Annotated in this window: 18 protein-coding genes; 6 read left to right on the forward strand and 12 right to left on the reverse strand. The window is 65.2% G+C overall.

The genetic code is table 11. The features are described from left to right. Nucleotide 1 precedes the first annotated feature (1 nt). Nucleotides 2–1,993, reverse strand: coding sequence for a methylmalonyl-CoA mutase family protein (locus tag DFR67_RS01740; protein WP_110467667.1), 1,992 nt, complete (start codon nt 1,991–1,993; stop codon nt 2–4). A gap of 197 nt (nt 1,994–2,190) precedes the next feature. On the opposite strand from DFR67_RS01740, the gene DFR67_RS01745 reads away from it, so the two are divergent. The 3 genes from DFR67_RS01745 (at nt 2,191) to DFR67_RS01755 (ending at nt 4,199) form a co-directional block, all read left to right on the forward strand. Further along, nucleotides 2,191–2,916 carry a TVP38/TMEM64 family protein gene (locus tag DFR67_RS01745; protein WP_245937651.1) on the forward strand — a complete coding sequence of 242 codons (726 nt, stop codon included), beginning with the start codon at nt 2,191–2,193 and terminating at the stop codon, nt 2,914–2,916. Between the two features lie 141 nt (nt 2,917–3,057). Continuing rightward, the gene (locus tag DFR67_RS01750) at nt 3,058–3,636 is read left to right on the forward strand and encodes a hypothetical protein (protein ID WP_110467668.1); all 579 of its coding nucleotides are present in this window, start codon (nt 3,058–3,060) and stop codon (nt 3,634–3,636) included. Further along, nucleotides 3,633–4,199 carry a hypothetical protein gene (locus DFR67_RS01755; protein ID WP_110467669.1) on the forward strand — a complete coding sequence of 189 codons (567 nt, stop codon included), beginning with the start codon at nt 3,633–3,635 and terminating at the stop codon, nt 4,197–4,199. Before DFR67_RS01750 ends, DFR67_RS01755 begins: the two co-directional genes overlap by 4 nt. A gap of 24 nt (nt 4,200–4,223) precedes the next feature. On the opposite strand, the gene DFR67_RS01760 is transcribed toward DFR67_RS01755, so the two are convergent. From DFR67_RS01760 to DFR67_RS01770, 3 genes are read right to left on the reverse strand one after another with little or no spacing between them, the layout of a single operon-like run. Next, nucleotides 4,224–5,441, reverse strand: a complete 1,218-nt coding sequence (locus tag DFR67_RS01760; RefSeq protein ID WP_245937652.1) for an SPFH domain-containing protein — start codon at nt 5,439–5,441, stop codon at nt 4,224–4,226. Next, entirely contained in the window at nt 5,438–5,866 is a 429-nt protein-coding gene (locus DFR67_RS01765) for an NfeD family protein (protein ID WP_110467670.1), read from the reverse strand. Before DFR67_RS01765 ends, DFR67_RS01760 begins: the two co-directional genes overlap by 4 nt. A gap of 21 nt (nt 5,867–5,887) precedes the next feature. Further along, nucleotides 5,888–6,721, reverse strand: coding sequence for a DUF3097 domain-containing protein (locus tag DFR67_RS01770; protein WP_425451231.1), 834 nt, complete (start codon nt 6,719–6,721; stop codon nt 5,888–5,890). 102 nt (nt 6,722–6,823) lie between these two features. Here DFR67_RS01770 and DFR67_RS01775 point away from each other — a divergent pair, with 102 nt between their 5' ends. Then, the gene (locus DFR67_RS01775; protein WP_110467672.1) at nt 6,824–7,639 is read left to right on the forward strand and encodes a hypothetical protein; all 816 of its coding nucleotides are present in this window, start codon (nt 6,824–6,826) and stop codon (nt 7,637–7,639) included. A gap of 19 nt (nt 7,640–7,658) precedes the next feature. Here the strand turns inward: DFR67_RS01775 and DFR67_RS01780 are convergent, their stop codons facing one another. The 8 genes from DFR67_RS01780 to DFR67_RS01815 form a co-directional block, all read right to left on the reverse strand. Continuing rightward, complete coding sequence (locus tag DFR67_RS01780) at nt 7,659–8,705, reverse strand: ferrochelatase (RefSeq protein WP_110467673.1); 1,047 nt, start codon at nt 8,703–8,705, stop codon at nt 7,659–7,661. Between the two features lie 8 nt (nt 8,706–8,713). Then, nucleotides 8,714–9,538 (reverse strand): NADH-dependent enoyl-ACP reductase InhA, encoded by an 825-nt coding sequence (gene inhA / locus DFR67_RS01785; protein ID WP_110467674.1) that lies wholly within the window; start codon nt 9,536–9,538, stop codon nt 8,714–8,716. A 60-nt stretch (nt 9,539–9,598) separates the two neighbouring features. After that, complete coding sequence (gene fabG1 / locus DFR67_RS01790) at nt 9,599–10,324, reverse strand: 3-oxoacyl-ACP reductase FabG1 (RefSeq protein ID WP_110467675.1); 726 nt, start codon at nt 10,322–10,324, stop codon at nt 9,599–9,601. Nucleotides 10,325–10,372: 48 nt separating this feature from the next. Next, nucleotides 10,373–11,353: a VWA domain-containing protein gene (locus DFR67_RS01795; RefSeq protein ID WP_110467676.1), complete on the reverse strand. Its 981-nt coding sequence runs from the start codon at nt 11,351–11,353 to the stop codon at nt 10,373–10,375. Continuing rightward, on the reverse strand, nt 11,350–12,291 hold the full coding sequence (locus DFR67_RS01800; RefSeq protein ID WP_110467677.1) for a DUF58 domain-containing protein: 942 nt from the start codon (nt 12,289–12,291) through the stop codon (nt 11,350–11,352). The genes DFR67_RS01795 and DFR67_RS01800 overlap by 4 nt, the downstream gene beginning before the upstream one ends. Beyond that, the gene (locus DFR67_RS01805; protein WP_110467678.1) at nt 12,281–13,483 is read right to left on the reverse strand and encodes an AAA family ATPase; all 1,203 of its coding nucleotides are present in this window, start codon (nt 13,481–13,483) and stop codon (nt 12,281–12,283) included. The genes DFR67_RS01800 and DFR67_RS01805 overlap by 11 nt, the downstream gene beginning before the upstream one ends. 130 nt (nt 13,484–13,613) lie before the next feature. Continuing rightward, nucleotides 13,614–15,077 (reverse strand): NlpC/P60 family protein, encoded by a 1,464-nt coding sequence (locus tag DFR67_RS01810; protein WP_110467891.1) that lies wholly within the window; start codon nt 15,075–15,077, stop codon nt 13,614–13,616. 267 nt (nt 15,078–15,344) lie between these two features. After that, on the reverse strand, nt 15,345–15,923 hold the full coding sequence (locus tag DFR67_RS01815) for an Rv1476 family membrane protein (RefSeq protein WP_211324911.1): 579 nt from the start codon (nt 15,921–15,923) through the stop codon (nt 15,345–15,347). A 300-nt stretch (nt 15,924–16,223) separates the two neighbouring features. Between DFR67_RS01815 and acnA the strand changes: the two genes are divergently transcribed. Both acnA and DFR67_RS01825 read left to right on the forward strand, forming a co-directional pair. Next, the gene (gene acnA, locus DFR67_RS01820; protein ID WP_110467679.1) at nt 16,224–19,022 is read left to right on the forward strand and encodes an aconitate hydratase AcnA; all 2,799 of its coding nucleotides are present in this window, start codon (nt 16,224–16,226) and stop codon (nt 19,020–19,022) included. A 16-nt stretch (nt 19,023–19,038) separates the two neighbouring features. Further along, complete coding sequence (locus DFR67_RS01825) at nt 19,039–19,605, forward strand: TetR/AcrR family transcriptional regulator (RefSeq protein ID WP_084836889.1); 567 nt, start codon at nt 19,039–19,041, stop codon at nt 19,603–19,605. Nucleotide 19,606: the final 1 nt, after the last annotated feature.

Below are 19,606 nucleotides of genomic sequence, written 5' to 3' on the forward strand. Positions count from 1 at the left end.
GTCAGCTCTTCGCCTCGATCGTGTCGAGTAGTTCGGTCAACACCGAGATCGCATCGATCCCGATCTGCAGGAATCCATCCGGCTTGTCCGACTCATCGGTCCACGCCTTGGGTGGTCCGGCGAGCAACACGGTGGACACGCCTGCGGCCCGCGCAGCGGCGAGCGCAGGTGCCCCGTCGGATTCATACCGCGGGTTCGCCGCACAGAGCACGGCGACCGACGGAGTCCCGGCCGCCTCGATGGCGCCGAGTACGGAGGCCCCGTCCACCGGACCTGGATTGACGGTTTCGATACCGCCGGCGGCCAGCAGGTTGGCGACGAACGTGGTGCGGCCGTTGTGTTCGGCGACCGAACCCAGCGGCAACATGATCGCAGTCGGCCGTCGGCCGTGTGCGGCCAGATGGGCGTCGGAACGATCCCGGAGTCGCTCGAATGGCCGAGCGATACGAGCGAGGACCGGTGCTGCCGACGGAAGGTCGGCGAAGTCTGCGGACTCCGGTGTGTTGAGGGGCTTCTCGCCGAGGTTGGGGAACTCGTTGATGCCGGTGAGTGCGGTGGTGCGATGGGCGACAGCCTTCTCCCGCGCGGCCAGTGCGGTGGCGATCTGTTCACCGATCCAGCCGTCGGCGAGCGCCCGCTGGTAGCCGCCCCTCGACTCGATGTCTTGGAACAGCGCCCATGCGGCCGATGCCAGGTCGTCGGTGAGTGATTCCACGAACCACGCACCGCCTGCCGGGTCGACGACCTTCGCGACGTTCGACTCCTCGAGGAGCAACAACTGCGTGTTGCGTGCCATACGGCGCGAAAAACTCGGGTTCGTCGTGCGATCAGCCGGTGCCAAGGCGGCGTCGAACGGCAGCACGGTGATCTGATCGGCACCGCCCACCCCTGCGCCGAACGTCGCGGTGGTCACCCGGAGCATGTTCACCCATGGGTCTCGCTGGCTCATCATCCCGAGCGCCGTGACTCCGTGGGTCACCGCTGCGCCCGCTGCGGGTGCGCCCGAGGCCTCGGCCACCCGGCCCCACAGTCGCCGGATCGCCCGGAACTTCGCCATCGTGCCGAATTGGTCATCGGTGGCTGAAAGCGCAAAGCTCAACTGCGACAGCGCTGTGTCCACAGACATACCCGCCGCGGTCAGAGCACGCAGGTAATCGACACCCGCGGCGGTGACCAAGGCCAGTTCCTGCACATCGGTTGCGCCGCCGAGCGCGAAGTCGGTGCCATCGACACGGATCGCGCGAACCCCGGCGCCGGCGTCCACCGCAGTCTGCACCGCGGCGTCGAGCGCGACGGCGGGACGGCCGGAGTAGGCAGCGGTGAGCGGGGCCAGACCGAACGACGAGACAGTGCCGACGGTCGCGGTCTCGGGCAACAGCGGCGCGAGGGCCTGTGCGGCTTCGATGCCTGCGGCGCCGGCGTCGAGCGTGACAGGGATCAGATCCAGTAGGACACCCTCGAGGACCGCGGCGAGCTGATCGACTCGGATCGCATCGGGCCCGACGGTCAACCACAAACCGCTGGCCCCGTTGTTCAACGCCTCGAGGATCGCCGAGTTCAGCGCGGCCGGATCCTGGGGTTCGCGATTCGGCTCATCGGTCGAACTCCGCTTCCCTACATCTCCCGGACTACTGGTCGAGCTCCGCTTCGCTACGTCTCCCGGGTCACTGGTCGAGCTCCGCTTCGCTACGTCTCCCGGGTCACCGAAACGCTCCGTGACGCGCCAGCCCATGTTCACATCGCGAGTGGGATCACTCCCGCGGACGAAGGGGTAGGAACCCGGCAATCCTGGCTCATCGAGTTCGTCGCGCCGCGTGTACAACGGTTTGATGACGAGTTCGTCAGGCGTGATCGTCGACAACAACGCCTCGGGGGTGTCGCGCAAATCCGCGACGTCGACACGCTTGGACTTGGCAAGTACCTGCGCAGCAGCGGCGGACCACTGCTCGTAGTTCGCCTCCAGGTCTTGGAAGTCTGGTCCGGTATCCGGCATTCGTCGTGAGCCCTTCGATCATCTGGTGACGTCGTGATGTCTGTCGCATCTGGACGTGGATCGACAGTAGCCGATCAATCGCTCGGGCCAAACGGGGAGGCCGGTGGTTCGCAGAGTGGGATCGGGCACACTCGTGCAGCACCGATCGCCGAGCGCGGCCCACCGTGAAGAGCCCGATCGCCCGTAAGGTTGAGACCGTGAAAAGAGGCGGCCGACTCACCCGGCGCACAGCGGTGATCCGGGCCTTGCTCGGACTCGTGGTGGTGCTGGCCGTGCTGTTGTGCGCTTACCTGATTCCGGTGCCGTCGGTCGCACGCCTGAGAGATTGGGCGGATTCGTTCGGACCGGGATTCGTGTGGATGTTCTTCATCGGCTACGCCATCATCGCGATCTTCCCGGTGCCGCGGTCCGCGTTCACGGTTGCGTCCGGGGTGCTGTTCGGCCCAGCGGTCGGGTTCGTCGGTGCGATGCTCGCGACAACCTTTGCCGCCATCATGGCATTTGTGCTGGTCCGCCGCTTCGGCAGGAAGATTGCGCGGCCTTATCTGCAGCACCCGGCGGCACGGGCGGTCGAGTTGCGCATGGAGCACCGGGGGTGGCTCGCGGTCGGCTCACTGCGACTGATCGCGGCGTTCCCGTTTTCCGTCACCAACTACGTGGCAGCGCTCTCCTCGATCAAGTTCGTCCCGTATGCGCTCGCCACCGTCATCGGCGTCATGCCGGGCACGGCTGCGATCGTCATCCTCGGGAACGCCCTCGCCGGCGAGGGCAGTGCGGGCGCACTCGCGCTGTCGGCGTCGTTGTTCAGCCTCGGGGTGATCGGTTTGATCCTCGACGCGCGACTCGGTGTACCGAAAACCGCTGATGACGATGCGGCCAACGCCGACGAACCGACCGATGAACTCTCGCCCCGCGCGAGCTGACCGCCTGCGAGCGTCCGCGTGGGCGCCCATGGCGATCGAGTTGAACTGTGCGAAAGCCTCTGGACTGGATTTCTTGAATTAAAGCTATAGAACTTGATACCTTGCTATCAACCTTAAATCCTTGAGGGCGAGGTAGTTCCTATGTTCGTGATGACGATCGATCAGCAACACAGCCGACGAGACTCCGACCGAGTGCCCGACGCCTTCGCAGCGCTGACAGGCGTGCGGACCCTGCGGACGTTCGACCGCACGGCCGGCGACGAATTCCAGGCCGTCCTCGAATCCGCGGCAGCTGTCATCGACGTCGTCGCCATTCTCATCGAACTCGGCAACTGGAGCATCGGAATCGGGATCGGTGAGGTCGACATGCCCCTTCCCGAGCAGACCCGCGCCGGGCGCGGAACGGCATTCGAACGAGCCCGAACGGCAGTCACCACCGCCAAGCGCAACCCTCAACCGGTCGCGGTCGTCGGGCCGGACCAGGACACCTCTGTAGCTGCGCAGACCGCCGCTCGACTGCTCGCCCTCATCATCGGTGAACGCTCGGAAGCCGGCCATGCAGCGGTCCGCGAGATGCGGCGAACCCGGACACAGTCAGAGGCTGCTGCCACACTCGGCGTCACACCACAGGCGATGTCCCAACGACTTCGCGCAGCCAACTGGCACCTCGAGGAGGACACCCGGATGCTCGCCACTCGACTTCTGGCGGCCGCGCGATGATCGTTGCGGCTCTCATCGTGCTCGCTGCGGTAGCCGCCGCACCGGTGGCGCTCATCAGGTTCGTCCATGGCCACCAGGCGTGGCGAACCTACGCAGCTGCAGGGCTGGTACTGGGTCTGCTCGGTGCAACGACCGTCCTGACCCTGGTCAGCGGCCCCGCCAAAGACTTCGGCGCTGTGCTCACCCATATCTTGGTGGCGACCGCCGCGATCACCGGCGGTACTGCAATGGTGCGCGGTTCGCTGCTCATCGGCGGCATCGAACCCTGGCAACTCGACACCCCGCCACCGGCGCCTGATCCCTCGGAGCCCGCAGCCGGTCAACCACTTCCCACCCCGCTGCGCGGGGGCCGGGTCATCGGCTACCTCGAACGACTAGTGGTGGTCGCGGCGCTCGGGCTCAACTGGCCCGAAGCCATCGCCGTCGTGCTGGCGGTCAAGGGTCTCGGACGCTACCCGGAACTTCGCGAGCCCGGCGCCGCCGAACAGTTCATCATCGGCACCCTGGCGTCCGTGGTCTGGGCGGCAGCCGTCGCGGGCACCGGATATCTACTACTGCACTGACCACCGTGCTCCCAGCTGCGTGTACTACTGGGGGTCGCTCTGGGGTTCAGGCGGCGTCTGCCATCCGGGAGCCGCGGGCGAATTGTACGGTTCCTTCTCCAGAGCCGCGTCCGAGCGGCGTGCCGACAGCGGCGGCTGATCCGCCACGGGGGTCCTGGCCACCGCTTCCGCGTCCGCCACCGCCTGTGCCACTTTCGGATCCGCCGCGGTCTCGAACCAGTCCGCGATATCGGATTCGTCGACCTCGGTGGTCCCGTCGTCGGCAGGGGCCTCGTACCTGAAGACGCCGTCGTCGGATTGGACGCCGAATGATTTCGCGAAGCCCTGGAGTGCGGAACCGAAGTCACTCGGGACCACCCACACCTTGCTGGCCTCACCCTTCGCCATCTCCGGCAACTGCTGCAAGTATTGGTAAGCGAGAAGTTCCGGGGTCGGTCTCGCCGCCTTGATCGCCGCGAAGACCTTCTGGATCGATTTGGCCTCACCCTGCGCTCGCAGATATTGCGCTGCACGGTCACCCTGCGCCTGCAGGATGCGCGACTGCCGGTCACCTTCTGCATTGAGGATTGCGGCCTGTTTCGCGCCTTCGGCGTACAGGATCTGGCTTTGCTTGTTGCCCTCTGCGGTCTTGATCGCGGACTCGCGCTGGCCTTCTGCAGTCAAAATCGTGGCCCGCTTCTCGCGATCGGCCTTCATCTGCTTTTCCATCGATTCCTGGATGGAAGGGGGCGGCAGGATGCTCTTGAGTTCCACTCGTGCCACGCGCAGACCCCAACGGCCGGTCGCCTCGTCGAGCACGCCGCGGAGCTGGGCGTTGATCGAGTCACGCGAAGTCAGGGTCTCTTCGAGGGTCATGCCGCCCACCACGTTGCGAAGTGTCGTGGTGGCCAGCTGTTCGACACCGACGATGTAGTCGTTGATCTCGTACACCGCGAAATGGGGTGTTGTCACCTGGAAGTACACGACGGTATCGATGAGCACGGTGAGATTGTCCTCGGTGATCACCGGCTGTGGCGCGAACGAGACAACACGCTCACGCAGGTCGATGCGGGCACGGATGCGATCGACGAACGGCACCAGCAACGTCAGCTGGCCGGATACGGTCTTCGTGTACCGACCGAGCCGCTCGATCACTGCAGCCTCTGCTTGTGGGATCAGGGCCACGGACTTCGCCAGGATCACCGCCACCAGCAGTACCAGCACGATGATGACAATCAGGCCGACCAACATTGCGTCGCTCATCCTTTCCACACGACGGCGGTGGCGCCGTCGATCTCCAGTACGGTCACTGCTTCACCTTCGTCGAATCGATCACCCGGATGGGCGGCACGCGCCGACCAGACGCCGCCGCTGAATTTCACCTGACCACCGTCTTCGGTGATCGCCGAGACCACCACCCCGTGCTGACCGACCAGGGCTTCGGTGTTGGTCGCCAGGCGCGGCCGACTGAACATGTGGCGTTTTGCGACAGGCCGAACCGTGAACAACAAAAGCAGGGATACGACGGCGAACACGACCCCGTCCACCCACAGAGGCGGATCGAACACAGCGCTGACGCCGGCCGCCGACAAGGCACCGCCGGCGAGCATGAGAAGGATCAGATCGCCGCTGAGTGCTTCAGCCCCGATCAAGACCAATCCGGCTACGAGCCATAACAGTGCTCCCATACTTCGAGTCTGCCATGCCCGTCATTCTGCGGCCGTGACGAAATCGAGCAGCTCCTCGACCGCCCGGATCAGCGGCACCTCCACGTCGCGAAAGCTGGAGACCGCATTGTTGACCCTGCGCCACCCGTCCCGAGGTGTCCCCCAACCCAACTCCACGCACACGCCAGTTTTCCAATCGGTCCCGCGGGGAATTCTCGGCCAGGCCTTGATCCCGACCGCGGCAGGCTTCACCGCTTCCCAGACGTCGATGTAGGGGTGCCCGCAGACGAGCACATGCTCACCGACCCGCTCCGTGAGCCGGGATTCCTTGGATCCGGCGACCAGGTGATCGACGAGGATCCCTGCGCGCCGGGTGGGGCCCGGCTCGAACTCGGCGAGGGCCTCATCGAGATTGTCGAGCCCGTCGAGGCTGGCGACCACCACGCCCTCGACCCGCAGGTCGTCACCCCAGATCCGCTCCATGAGCGAGGCGTCGTGCACGCCCTCCACGAAGAGCCGACTCGCCCGCGCGACACGCGCGCGCTGCCCGGCAACGGTCCGCGATCCGGATGCGGTCCTGGTCGGCGCAGCAGGTGCTCTGGGCACCGGCTTGGTCAGGGTGACCGGGGCACCATCGATGAGGAACGCCGCGGGCCGCAGCGCGAAGATCCGGGTCAGCCCACGGCGGTCTTCCAGACGGACGAACTCACCGTCGTAGCTGCGTTCGAATCCGACCACGGCGCCGCAAAAACCGGAGGCGGCATCTTCGACCACCAGGTCACGTTCGGCAACGACCTCGGGGGTCGCCGGGCGGGAGCTGCGACGGGGCCCGGAGAGCACATCTCGGCCGTAGCGATCAGAGCCATTGCTGTTCACCGCAACAACGTTAGGGCTCCGCGACTTGGCGCGGCACATGCCACGCCGTGGATCGGGTTTCGGCGCTAGAGTGGCCCGGAGAAAACGGGACAAAGGGAATGGATGACTGACACGGGAACCGAGTATCCGAGCGACGCCCAGGGCCTCAGTGGCGCTCTGGGTGCGTGGGGTGCTGCGTGGCAGTCGGGTCGCTGCTCGCCGGACGACGTCCTCGACGTGTTGAGTTGGTGGAGTTCGAGGCATCGCGTGATTCCCGCGGACAGAGCTGCTGCACAGGAACTCTCGCTCGATGCCGGCGGCGAGGAGAGCGACGCGCTGCTGAGGTTGATACGGGCGGGATCACCGAACGGCCTCGCCGTCCTGCTCGTGGCACCCGGCGACATGCTCGGCCTTCCCCCTCGGAGCCCGGTGACCACTGCGGCGCTTGACACCGGTGAGCTCCTCGTCGTCCCGGGCCACTACGCACTGGTCCCCCGCCGCCTCGATCGGTACACCGTCGGATGGGGTGCCCACACCCTCGAGACGCCCATGGTTCCCGTCACGATGCCCCTCGGTGAGGTGGAATACGAACTGCGCGAGAGTATCCGCTCAGCTGCTGAAATCCTCGGAGACCTGCGATTGCCCAGATCGGCACCGCTTCCTGACCCGCGCGCCAAGGTGGCGGAACTCACCCGCCTCGCCGCCACGCAGTTGCCGCCGAATGTCAACACCCGCGCCGAACGCATCCTCGAACAGGCCGCCCACGTCGCGGCCATCCTTGCGGTCGCTGCTGCAGCCGCGCCGGACTTCGGGATCAATGCCGCCGGGCAACACACCGGCGACGGGGCCCTCAGAGAACTGGGCAGGACCGTACGAGTGGCGCGGATGAGCGCGACCAACGCAGTGATCTCAGAACTGTTGCACGGCAACAAGGTTTGAAAGCCCCGTCGGCGTGACCTCAGGCCGGTCTGCGGACCGGTTCACAACATCCGACCGCACACGGTGCACCGTTGTCGGTCATGCCCTGCCGGAAGGCCACGGGTCCCGCCAGCTGTTCGCCGATCAACTCCACGATCATCGTGATGAACCGCGGATCGGTGCCCACGGTCTTCGCTCGTGCATATCCCAGGCCCAGCTCGTTCGCCTTGTCCAGGCCCTCGTTGTCGAGATCCCAGACCACCTCGAGGTGGTCGGAGACGAACCCGATCGGACAGACGATGACGGCAAGAACACCCTGTGCTGCTACGTCGTCGAGGTGGTCGCAGATGTCCGGGTCCAGCCAAGGAATCCGGGCCGGCCCCGATCGGGACTGCCACACCTGGTCGAAGGACGAGAAGCCGGCCGCGGTCGCCGCGAGCCGGGATGCGTCTGCCACTTGACGGCTGTAGAGCCGTCCACCGTCCTGCGGTGGCCCGGCGGCCCGGTCGGCCGAGTCCGGGATCGAGTGCGCCGTGAAGATCAGCCGGGCCTCGTCTCGTAGTTCCGGCGGCAACTCTGCGCTTGCGGCGCGGATCGAATCAGCCCATGATGCCGTCATCGCCGGGTGGTCCCAGTACTGGGGTAGCTTGCGCAGCACCATCGAATCGGCCCTGTCGCCGAGTGCGTCCAGACCCCGCCGGATGTCCTCGTCGTACTGCCTGCAGCCCGAGTAACCACCCCACGCCGAGGTCGGGAACACCAGGACGCGGCGGTGACCGTCGGCGTAGATCTGCTCGAGCGTCTCCTCGATCATCGGATGCCAGTTCCGATTCCCGAAATACACCGGCAGGTCGATACCGACGCGGCCGAGTTCCGTCTCGAGCGAGCCGATCATCTGTTTGTTCAGCGCATTGATGGGCGACACCCCACCGAAGTGGTGATAGTGCTCGGCCACCTCATCCAGACGCTCGGGCGGCACCCCGCGTCCGCGTGTCACGTTCTCCAGGAAGGGACGGACATCGGCGGGCTTGTCGGGCCCGCCGAAGGACAGCACCATGACGGCGTCGAATCCGCCCTCCACCGACATCACCGGTGTCAGAACTCTTCCGGGAACCAGGTGTTGTGGCTGGCGCCGCCGTCGACGTAGACAATCGATCCGGTGGTGGCGGGCAGCCAATCCGAGAGCAACGCGCAGATCGACTTCGCGACCACGGTGGGGTCGTCCACGTTCCAGCCGATGGGCGAAGCCCCGTCCCAGTATTCGTTGAGCTGGTTCAGTTTTTTCGCGTCGCCGGTCGCGGTCCCGGCGATGGCCTTCGCTGCCAGCGTCTTGATCGGCCCTGCCGCAACGAGATTGGACCGAATTCTCTTTGCGGCGCCGACCTCGCGAGCGACATAGCGGTTGACGGACTCGAGCGCGGCCTTCGCCACACCCATCCAGTTGTAGAACGGCATGGCCGTGCGTGGGTCGAAGTCCATTCCGACGATCGACCCGCCCTCGTTCATGGCGGGGAGCACCGCGCGCGCCAGCGCGGCATAACTCCAGGCCGACACCTGGAACGATTGCGCGGCGTCAGGACCAGGGCCTTCCAGGAAGGGCTTGGCCTCAGGGCCCATCAGGGTGCGGGGTGCAAATGCGATGGAGTGCAGCACACCGTCGATGCCTTCGGGTGCAACTTCTTTGAGACGATCGGCGAGCGTACCCAGATGGTCTTCGTTGGTGATGTCGAGTTCCAGCGCGGGGGGTACCTCCTTGGGCAGGCGCTGGGCGATCCGGTCGATCAGTCGCAGCCGGTCGAATCCCGTGATGATCACGCGGGCACCTTGTTCCTGCGCCATGGCGGCGGCATGGAATGCGATCGAGGAATCAGTGATGATCCCGGTGACCAAAATCGTCTTACCGTCGAGAATCCCGCTCAATGTCTGCTCCTCGCAGTCGATCGAATCGTTGGTGTGTGCGCAGCCGGCGAGTCGCCGGGGTCAGTGACCCATCCCGAGCCCGCCGTCGACGGGTATCACGGCTCCGGATACGTAGGACGAGTCGTCGGATGCCAGCCAACTGACCACTGCGGCAACCTCGTCGGGCCTACCCACCCGGGCGGCGGGAATGAGTTTGACGGCCTGGTCCCGGTACTCCTCCGGCAGTTCCGCCGTCATGTCTGTCTCGATGAGGCCGGGTGCCACCACATTCGCAGTGATCGAACGTGAGCCGAGTTCGCGGGTCAGCGACCGGGCCATGCCGATCACGCCTGCCTTCGACGACGCGTAATTGATCTGACCCGGGGTGCCCATCATCGCGACCGCGGAGCCGAGGAAGATGAAGCGGCCGAAGCGTTTACGCAGCATCGAGCGACACGCTGCCTTCGCCACCCGGAATGATCCGGTCAGGTTGGCGTCGATGACCTTCTCGAACTGTTCCTCTGTCATCCGCATCAGCAGGGTGTCGTCGGTGATACCCGCGTTCGAGACCAGTACTTCGACCGGTCCCTGATGTTCTTCGATCTCTTTGAAGGCGCGGACGATCGAGTCGTTGTCCGTCACGTCACACACGACGCCGAACAAGCCGTCGGGAACACCGGACCCACGGTGCGTGACGGCCACCTTGTGTCCGTCGGCGGCAAGGCGCTGCGCGATCGCGAGCCCGATTCCACGGTTGCCACCGGTGACCAGGACCGAGCGAGATGCCTTTGGGATGCTGTCAGCCATGACGGACAACCTATCGCTTTCTGGTCTGCGGACGTGTACCCGGTCCCATCAGGGCAGGCGCCGGTTGATGGCCACGGCGCTGATGACGGCGAGCAGCACCATCAGTGTTCCTGCGATCAGCCACGGTCGGGACGCGTCCCCACGCCTGGTCTCGTAGCCGATCTGATTCTGCAGGTTCTCGTAGACCTGGTTGAGTTCGTCCAGACTCGACGCCGTGAAGAACTTGCCGCCGGACAGTTGCGCGATCCGGCGCAGGGAGTCGTCGTCGACAGGGACCGGGATACGGTCACCCTCGAGGTCTACGGTGCCGCCCCGGGTACCGAACGAGATCGTATTGACCGGGATCTGCTCTTCCTTGGCCTTCCGGGCGGAGGTGAAGGCACCCCGCGGATCATCCGGATCGTCGGGAACCGTCTCCTTGCCATCGGAGAGCAGCACCACCTGGGCAGGCGGTGCGCCCGCGTCTCCACCGAGGACGGCGTTGAGTGTCTTGATCTGCGTCACTGCGGCCAGGATGCCTTCGCCGGTGGCGGTCTTGTCGTCGAGCTGGAGCTTGTCGATCGCCGCCTTGGTGGCCGCTCGATCAGGGGTGGGTGAGACGAGCGTCGTCGCGGTCCCCGCGTACGAGACCAGTCCGAGATTGATCCCCTCGGTGAGCTCGTCGGCGAACTTCTTGCCGGCTTCCTGCGCCGCCCGTAGGCGCGAGGGCGCCACGTCGGTGGCATCCATCGACCTCGACACGTCGATCACCAGCATCACCGTCGCCTTGTTGCGGGGCACTTTGCGATCGGCCTGCGGTCCGGCCATCGCCACGGTCAACACGATCAGCGCAATGATCATCAGCGCGATGGGGATGTGCTGACTGCGATTCCGGGTTGCCGGAGCAACGGTGTTGAGCAGATCGAGATTCGCGAACTTGAGCGCGCGTTCCTTGCGCCGGCGCTGCATGTATATGTAGCCGCCGACCAAGCCCGCGACACCGAGCAGTACCAGCAGCCACCATGGGGAGGCCAGGTCGAAAAAGCTCATCGTGTCGCCCCCGCGTTCATACCGCGACGACGCTGGGCGATGAAGCGGACCACGTCCGCGATCCAATCCCTGTCGGTGCGCAACGCCAGGGTAGGAGCACCGCACTTACGGAGGGTCCGCTGCACCTCCATGCGATGCGCTTCCGCGGCACGCGCGAAATCGGCGCGAACCTTGTCCGTGATGGTCAATTCTCGAACCTGACCTGATTCGGCGTCCCGCAACATGACCTCGCCGACATCGGGGAGTTCCATGTCTCGGGGGTCGAGCACCTCGACGCCGAGTACATCGTGATGCCCCCCGACCGCGCGAAGCGGCCGGTCCCAGTCGATCGGGCCGAGGAAGTCGCTGACCACCACCGCGAGGCCGCGGCGGCGCTCGGGCCTGCGCAGCGCATCGATGCCCGCGAAGAGATCGCCGCGAACGCCGTCCGTGGAGCGGGTGGTGGTCGCGATCGTCTTCAACGTGTTGAGCGCATGCGCACGACCGCTCCGGGCGGGGATCCGGACAACCTGATCACCGGTGCAGACGACGGCGCCCATCCGGTTGCCGCCGCCGAGCGTCAGATGCGCGATGGCTGCACACGCGGCGACCGCCAGATCGCGTTTGGTCGTGTTGACCGTCCCGAAGTCCAGACTCGCCGACATGTCGACCACCAGCCAGGTCTCGAGTTCGCGATCGGCGACCATCTGACGCACATGGGGATGGGTGGTCCGCGCGGTCACGGACCAGTCCATCCGCCGTACGTCGTCGCCCGGCTGATACTCGCGGGCCTCCCCCGGCTCGCTGCCCGGTCCGGGGATCAGACCGAGATGATCACCCTGCAGGACCCCGTCGAGCTTGCGCCGCACCACGATCTCGAGTGTTTTGAGAGCCGCAGTCAGCTTGGGGTCTTCCAGGGTGCCCGCGCCGAACGAGGGAAGTGCGCCGTTATCCGCCATAGTGCGACTGGTTGCCCTGCGCCGGATTCGCCTGCGAAGGAGTCTGATACCCCTGCGTCGGCGCCGAAGTTCCCTGCGGGGCAGCAGGTTTGGTCAGCCCGTTCGGCTGCTGCGGGTATCCACCCTGCGGTTGGGGTACGGGCGGCTGGCCTGGCGCCGGCGCCGTGGCCAACGGTTGTGCGCTGACTTGTGGCAGTCCGACCGTCTGCAAGACCCGAGTGATGACGGCGTCGGCGTCGACCTCGTCGGCCAACGCGTCATAACTCAGGACCAGACGATGACGCAGGACGTCGGGGATGATCTCCACCACGTCTTGCGGTATCACGTAGTCGCGCCCGCGGACCAGGGCGAGCGCACGCGAGGCCGCGATGATGCCGAGGGTGGCGCGCGGCGATGCGCCGTAGGACAACCAGCCCGCGACGTCGTGCATGCCGAGTTCGGCGGGACGGCGGGTCGCGTTGATGACGCGGACCACGTAGTCGACGAGCGCGTGATGCACGAAGACGTTCGCGGCGGTGTTCTGCAGGCGAACCATCGTCACCGGATCCAGGATGGGCGACGCCTTGGGCGGTTTATTGCCCATGCGGTAGACGATTTCCCGCTCTTCTTCCACCGCCGGGTAATCGACGAGCACCTTGAACAGGAACCTGTCCCGTTGTGCTTCGGGCAGGGGGTAGACACCCTCGTTCTCGATCGGGTTCTGCGTCGCCATGACCAGGAACGGATCGGGCATCGGATAGGTCGTCCCGCCGATCGACACCTGCCGCTCGGCCATCACCTCCAGCAGAGCCGACTGCACCTTGGCCGGCGCGCGGTTGATCTCATCCGCGAGCAGGAAGTTGGCGACCACGGGGCCGAGTTCGGTGTCGAACGCTTCTTGGCCCTGGCGGTAGATCCGGGTGCCGATGAGGTCGGTCGGCACGAGGTCCGGGGTGAACTGCACGCGAGAGAAGCTGCCGCCGATCACCGTGGCGTAGGTTTCCACCGCCAGGGTCTTGGCCACACCCGGCACCCCCTCGAGGAGGATGTGCCCACGGGCGAGAAGACCGACCAGGATGCGCTCCACGAGCCGGTCCTGGCCGACGATCACTCGCTTGACCTCGAACATTGCCTTCTCGAGCAAGGCGACATCGGCCTGGGTGAGCTTGAATTCCTCTGCTGAGGCCTTGCTGTCGTCGGTCGCTGAGGTCACCGATACCCTCCGGGGTCTGTTCGATCGTTGTACTGACTGCACCGAGGGTACTGGCCACTGGCAAAAGGCGACGACGGCCGCGTCGGCAAGCCACCGTTGGATCGACACTCCCGCGGCGGCGGACCCGTCGTCAGGTCAGCCGAACCACGTACGGCATGGCACCGCCGGTACGCAAAGGCGAGATCTTCACGACGTCGCCGGACTGCGGCGCCTCCACCATCGTGTTGTCACCGAGATACAGCGCAACGTGCTCGCTGGCGTTCGGTCCGTAGAAGATCATGTCGCCGCGCTGCATCTGAGACAGCGGCACCTGCGGTCCGGACGTGTACTGATATCCGGTGTAGTGCGGCAGGGAGATCCCGATACCGGCGAAGGCGTAGATCATCAGGCCTGAGCAGTCGAACCCGACCTTGTTGTAGTCGCCGTAGGAGTCTGCGACCCCGCCGTCCCTGATTCCCAGCGTCGGGCCGTTGGCATCGCCGCCGCCCCACGAGTAGGTGACTCCGAGTTGCGAGAGTGCGCGGTTCACCACGACCTCGACTGCGGCCGAGCCGGACAGCCCTGGATCGACCGTCCCCGGCGCCGGGGTGGTCGGCGTGCTGGGTTCGGTGGGCAGGGTGGGTTCGGTGGGCAGGGTCGGGTCGAACGGCTCGTTCGGATCGGTCGTCGGTGGCGTCGTGGTTGGCGGGGGCGTGGTGCCGTCGATATCGGTATGCGGTGCCGTCAGCGAGCCGACGATGGCCGCGAGGGTCTGCTGGGCCGTGTTCAGTGCGAGCTTTCCTGCTGCGTCGCCTGCGGCGCGCAGCGCGTCCTGGTGCGCCTGCCCTTCTATGGCAGCCTGCTGCTCGGGAAGAATGGGGGTCTGCGCACCCGGTTCCGTCGACGGCGTCGGCTGGCCCCGGAGCTTGTTCAGCTCTTCCTGCGCGGCGGCGCGGTCCTTCTCGAGCATCGCCCGGCGGGACTGCTCTGCCTTGACCGCCGCGGTGGCCTCGGCGATGGCCGTCTGCGCGTCGGCCTGACGCGTTTCGGCGTTCGCCGTCGCAAAGGCGGCCTGTTGCTGCGTGGCCTGCGTCGTCGAGGCGCGGTTGGCCTCCTCATTACGGGCCTGCTGCAACCGGGTGATGGTCGCCTGCTGGTCCTTGCTGAGCTGATCGATGACCGAAGCCCGATCCAGCACGGCGCCGGGTTCACCCGAGAGGTAGCTCCCCATGGAGTCCTGGCTGTTGCCCTGCGTGTACAAACTGCGGATGAAGGCGTCGAAGTCCTTCTCCGCGAGAGCAATCGCGCCCGTGGCCTGCTCGAGTGACTCCTGAGCGCCTCGGACTGCGACAGCGGCGAGCCGCTGCGATTCCCTGGCGTTCTGCAGATCCACGAGGGCGCGATTCACGGCCTCCCTCTTCACGGCGACATCTCCGTCGAGGTTCACCATGTTCTGGTTTGTATCGGCGATCTGATTGATCAGCGTGGCGATCTTGTCGGCACTGCTCGGAGGTTCGGCGACTGCCACACCCGCCGATAGTTGCGCACCGGCCACCGCGAGGGCAGCCAGCAGAGCAACAGCGGAGGACAACCGAACGCCACGTCGACGCGGCATGAATGCCATTCCTCGACTCACAAATGACTCCCTCGCAGATCTGGCACCGAGCCGACGGCAACCCTTCGGTCGCTCTCTCGGCCATCGCCACGGCGGTGATCAACTTCCCCATTAGCACCACCGATGACATACGAACCGTACGTCACTACAACCCCGAATGAAACATGAGTCACAAATTACATTGAGGTCATTACCTGCGGAAACGCTGTGAACTCGACAAATAGCAAAGGTCACAAATTGAATATGACCGAACTACACAAATGTGATTCAGCTGGGTGTGTCGCCCCGCGTGGAATCGACGCGCGAAGGCGGCGGTGTCGCGGTCCCTTCGGCGACGCCGGCGGCTGATGCGTCCGCTCGTGCGGCAGTTCTCTTGCGCAGCTGCAGCTTGCGAGCAATCGCAGCTCCCGCCGTGACCACGAGGATGAGAACCAGGGTCACCACGGTCCACGGAACCTGGGTCTGCTCGGTCATTCGATCAAGCATTTGCTGCGCGGCCAGCGGCGGATTGGAAATGGCCAGATTGTCGGTCGTCTGCTCCAATTGGACGCGACTGAACTCGTCACTCGCCGAGCCGATGTAATTGCCACCCAGAACAATGACGGTGCCGCCCGTGTCCTGCTGGAGCTCGGTGGCGATATCGCGGTAGTACGTGATTCTCGGATAGATCTTGTCGGTGACCACGAAGTGCAGGTCGTAACCCTTGTCACGACCCTCGGCGACGACCTGCAGAATCTGCGGCGTCATCTCCGGCGGTGCAACCACGCCGTCGTCGGCGAGGCCGGCCTGTAGCTCGGCGATGTTGACATCGGGCGGAATGATCGTCATGAGTGGCGTCGGTGCCATGGGTCCCTCAGATCTCCGTTCGAACTTTTTGATCGCGTAGCCAACCTATGGCAGCACAATACGACAGAATTGAAGAGGCTCGACGTACCGCCTCGCCTGTCTGCCGTTCGGAGACCTGCCGGGGAGGCCTGAGTTTTTACCAGTACGCTTGTACTGCTAGAATCGGTAGCAGTACGCATCGAGGCAGCCCGTCGATGCGACAAGGCGATGACACCGGTAACCCGCCGGCGACAATGCCGACAACAATGACCGGCGCAGCCCCGCCGGCCGACAACACGAAGAGTGGAGCTGACGCAAGCGATGAGTATCGATACCTTTGGCGCCCGCGGCACGTTGACCGTTGGAGACAACTCGTACGAGATCTTCCGACTCAACGCGGTCGAGGGAACAGAAAAACTCCCCTACTCCCTCAAGGTGCTCGCAGAGAACCTGCTGCGCACCGAAGACGGCGCGAACATCACCGAAGACCACATCAAGGCGATCGCGCAGTGGGATCCCTCTGCCGATCCCAGCATCGAAATCCAGTTCACCCCCGCCCGCGTCCTGATGCAGGACTTCACCGGTGTCCCCTGCATCGTCGACCTGTCGACCATGCGTGAGGCAGTCACCGCACTCGGCGGCGATCCGACCAAGGTCAACCCGCTCGCCCCGGCAGAGATGGTGATCGACCACTCGGTGATCATCGACGTGTTCGGGCGCGCCGACGCCTTCGAACGCAACGTCGACCTCGAATACCAGCGAAACGGCGAGCGTTACCAGTTCCTGCGCTGGGGCCAGGGTGCGTTCGACGACTTCAAGGTCGTCCCGCCCGGCACCGGCATCGTCCATCAGGTCAACATCGAGCATCTCGCCCGGTCGATCATGGTGCGTAACGGCCAGGCCTACCCCGACACCTGCGTCGGCACCGACTCGCACACCACCATGGAAAACGGACTGGGTGTGCTGGGCTGGGGCGTCGGCGGCATCGAGGCCGAAGCTGCCATGCTCGGTCAGCCGATCTCGATGCTGATCCCTCGCGTCGTCGGCTTCAAGCTCTCCGGCGCCATCAAGCCCGGTGTCACGGCCACCGATGTGGTGCTGACCGTCACCGAGATGCTGCGTAACCACGGTGTCGTCGGCAAGTTCGTCGAGTTCTACGGGGACGGTGTCGCCGAGGTCCCGCTGGCAAACCGCGCGACGCTGGGCAACATGAGCCCTGAGTTCGGCTCGACTGCCGCGATGTTCCCCATCGACGAGGTCACCGTCGACTACCTGCGTCTGACCGGTCGCAACGAAGAGCAGCTCGCCCTCGTGGAGGCCTACGCCAAAGAACAGGGCATGTGGCACGACCCGTCCAAGGAGCCGGTGTTCTCCGAGTACCTCGAACTCGACCTGGGCACCGTCGTACCGTCCATCGCAGGTCCCAAGCGCCCGCAGGACCGAATCCTGCTGTCAGAGGCGAAGACCGCCTTCCGCAAGGACATCCACCAGTACGTCGGTGAGAACCACCCGACCGACCACACCCAGCTCGACGAGGCCATCGAGGAGTCGTTCCCGGCCAGCGATCCGGCGACGCTTTCGTTTGCCGACGACGGCGCGGTCAACGTGCAGTCGGCCGCCAACGGCGCCGAGGGTCGTCCGAGCAAGCCCGTCAAGTGCGTCTCCGACGAGCGGGGCGAGTTCGTCCTCGATCACGGCGCGGTCGTCGTCGCAGGCATCACCTCGTGCACGAACACGTCGAACCCGACCGTCATGATCGGCGCTGCACTGCTCGCCAAGAAGGCCGTCGACCTGGGCTTGACCACCAAACCATGGGTCAAGACCAACATGGCGCCGGGTTCGCAGGTCGTCACCGACTACTACGAAAAGGCCGGCCTGTGGCCCTACCTCGAGAAGCTGGGCTACTACCTCGGCGGGTACGGCTGCACCACCTGCATCGGCAACACCGGACCGCTGCCCGAAGAGGTCTCGAAGGCGATCAACGACAACGACCTCACCGCCACCGCAGTGCTTTCGGGTAACCGAAACTTCGAGGGACGTATATCGCCCGACGTCAAGATGAACTACCTGGCTTCGCCGCCGTTGGTCATCGCCTACGGCATCGCGGGCACAATGGACTTCGATTTCGAGAATGATTCGCTCGGCAAGAGCACCGATGGCAATGACGTCTTCCTCAAGGACATCTGGCCCTCCACCAAGGAGATCGAGGACACCATCGCCCAGGCGATCAGCCAGGAGATGTTCACCAAGTCGTACGCCGACGTCTTCAAGGGAGACGAGCGCTGGCGCAATCTGCCCACGCCCGAGGGTGACATCTTCGAGTGGGACGAGAACTCGACCTACGTCCGCAAGGCTCCGTACTTCGACGGCATGTCGAAGGACCCCGAGCCGGTCACCGACATCACCGGAGCACGCGTTCTCGCAGCCCTCGGCGACTCGGTCACCACCGACCACATCTCCCCTGCCGGCGCCATCAAGCCCGGCACCCCGGCGGCCCAGTACCTCGACGAGCACGGTGTCGAGCGCAAGGACTACAACTCACTGGGATCGCGTCGCGGTAACCACGAGGTGATGATTCGCGGAACCTTCGCGAACATCCGCCTGAAGAACCAGCTGCTCGACGACGTCAGCGGCGGATACACCCGTGACTTCACCCAGGAGGGTGGACCGCAGTCGTTCATCTTCGACGCCTCGAAGAACTACCAGGACGCGGGCACCCCGCTCGTCGTTATCGGCGGCAAGGAGTACGGCTCCGGATCGTCGCGTGACTGGGCGGCCAAGGGCACCATGCTCCTGGGCGTGCGGGCGGTCATCGTCGAATCGTTCGAGCGCATCCACCGGTCAAACCTGATCGGCATGGGTGTGGTCCCGTTGCAGTTCCCTGAGGGCGAGAGCTACAAGTCGCTGGGGATCGACGGCACCGAGGTGTTCGACATCGCGGGTATCACCGAACTCAACGAGGGCCGGACGCCGAAGACGGTCAAGGTCACCGCAACCAAGGACAGCGGCGAGAAGATCGAGTTCGACGCCGTGGTCCGGATCGACACCCCCGGTGAGGCCGAGTACTACCGCAACGGCGGCATCCTGCAGTACGTCCTGCGCAACATGCTCAAGAGCTGACCGAGGGCTAGGGGCGTTGCCCAAGGTAAGCCAAGACCACCTGGAAGCCCGGCGACATCAGATCCTCGACGGTGCGCGCCGTTGTTTTGCCGAGTTCGGCTACGACGGCGCCACCGTGCGCCGGCTCGAGGAAGCAACCGCCCTGTCCCGGGGTGCGATATTTCATCATTTCCGGGACAAGGAGGCGTTGTTCCTCGCGCTGGCGCACGAGGATGCCGAGCGGATGGCCGATGTCGCTGCCAACCAGGGATTGGTCCAGGTCATGCGGGACATGCTCAACCGGCCGGAAGATTTCGACTGGTTGGGTACTCGCCTGGAAATCGCGAGGAAGTTGCGCACTGACCCCGGTTTTCGTACCGAATGGAAGGCTCGGTCCGCAGAGCTCGAGTCGGCGACGCTCGCGCGATTGGAACGACAGCGCACAGCAGGCCGATTGCGCGACGACATCCCCACGACGGTGTTGGTCGCCTACCTCGACCTCATCCTCGATGGCCTGACCACTCGTTTGGCCACCGGTGCGGCGACCGACGATCTGCACGCGGTGCTCGACCTCGTAGAAGCTTCGGTTCGACGACCGCGATAAG

This window comes from Williamsia limnetica, assembly GCF_003217475.1.
GTDB lineage: Bacteria > Actinomycetota > Actinomycetes > Mycobacteriales > Mycobacteriaceae > Williamsia > Williamsia limnetica.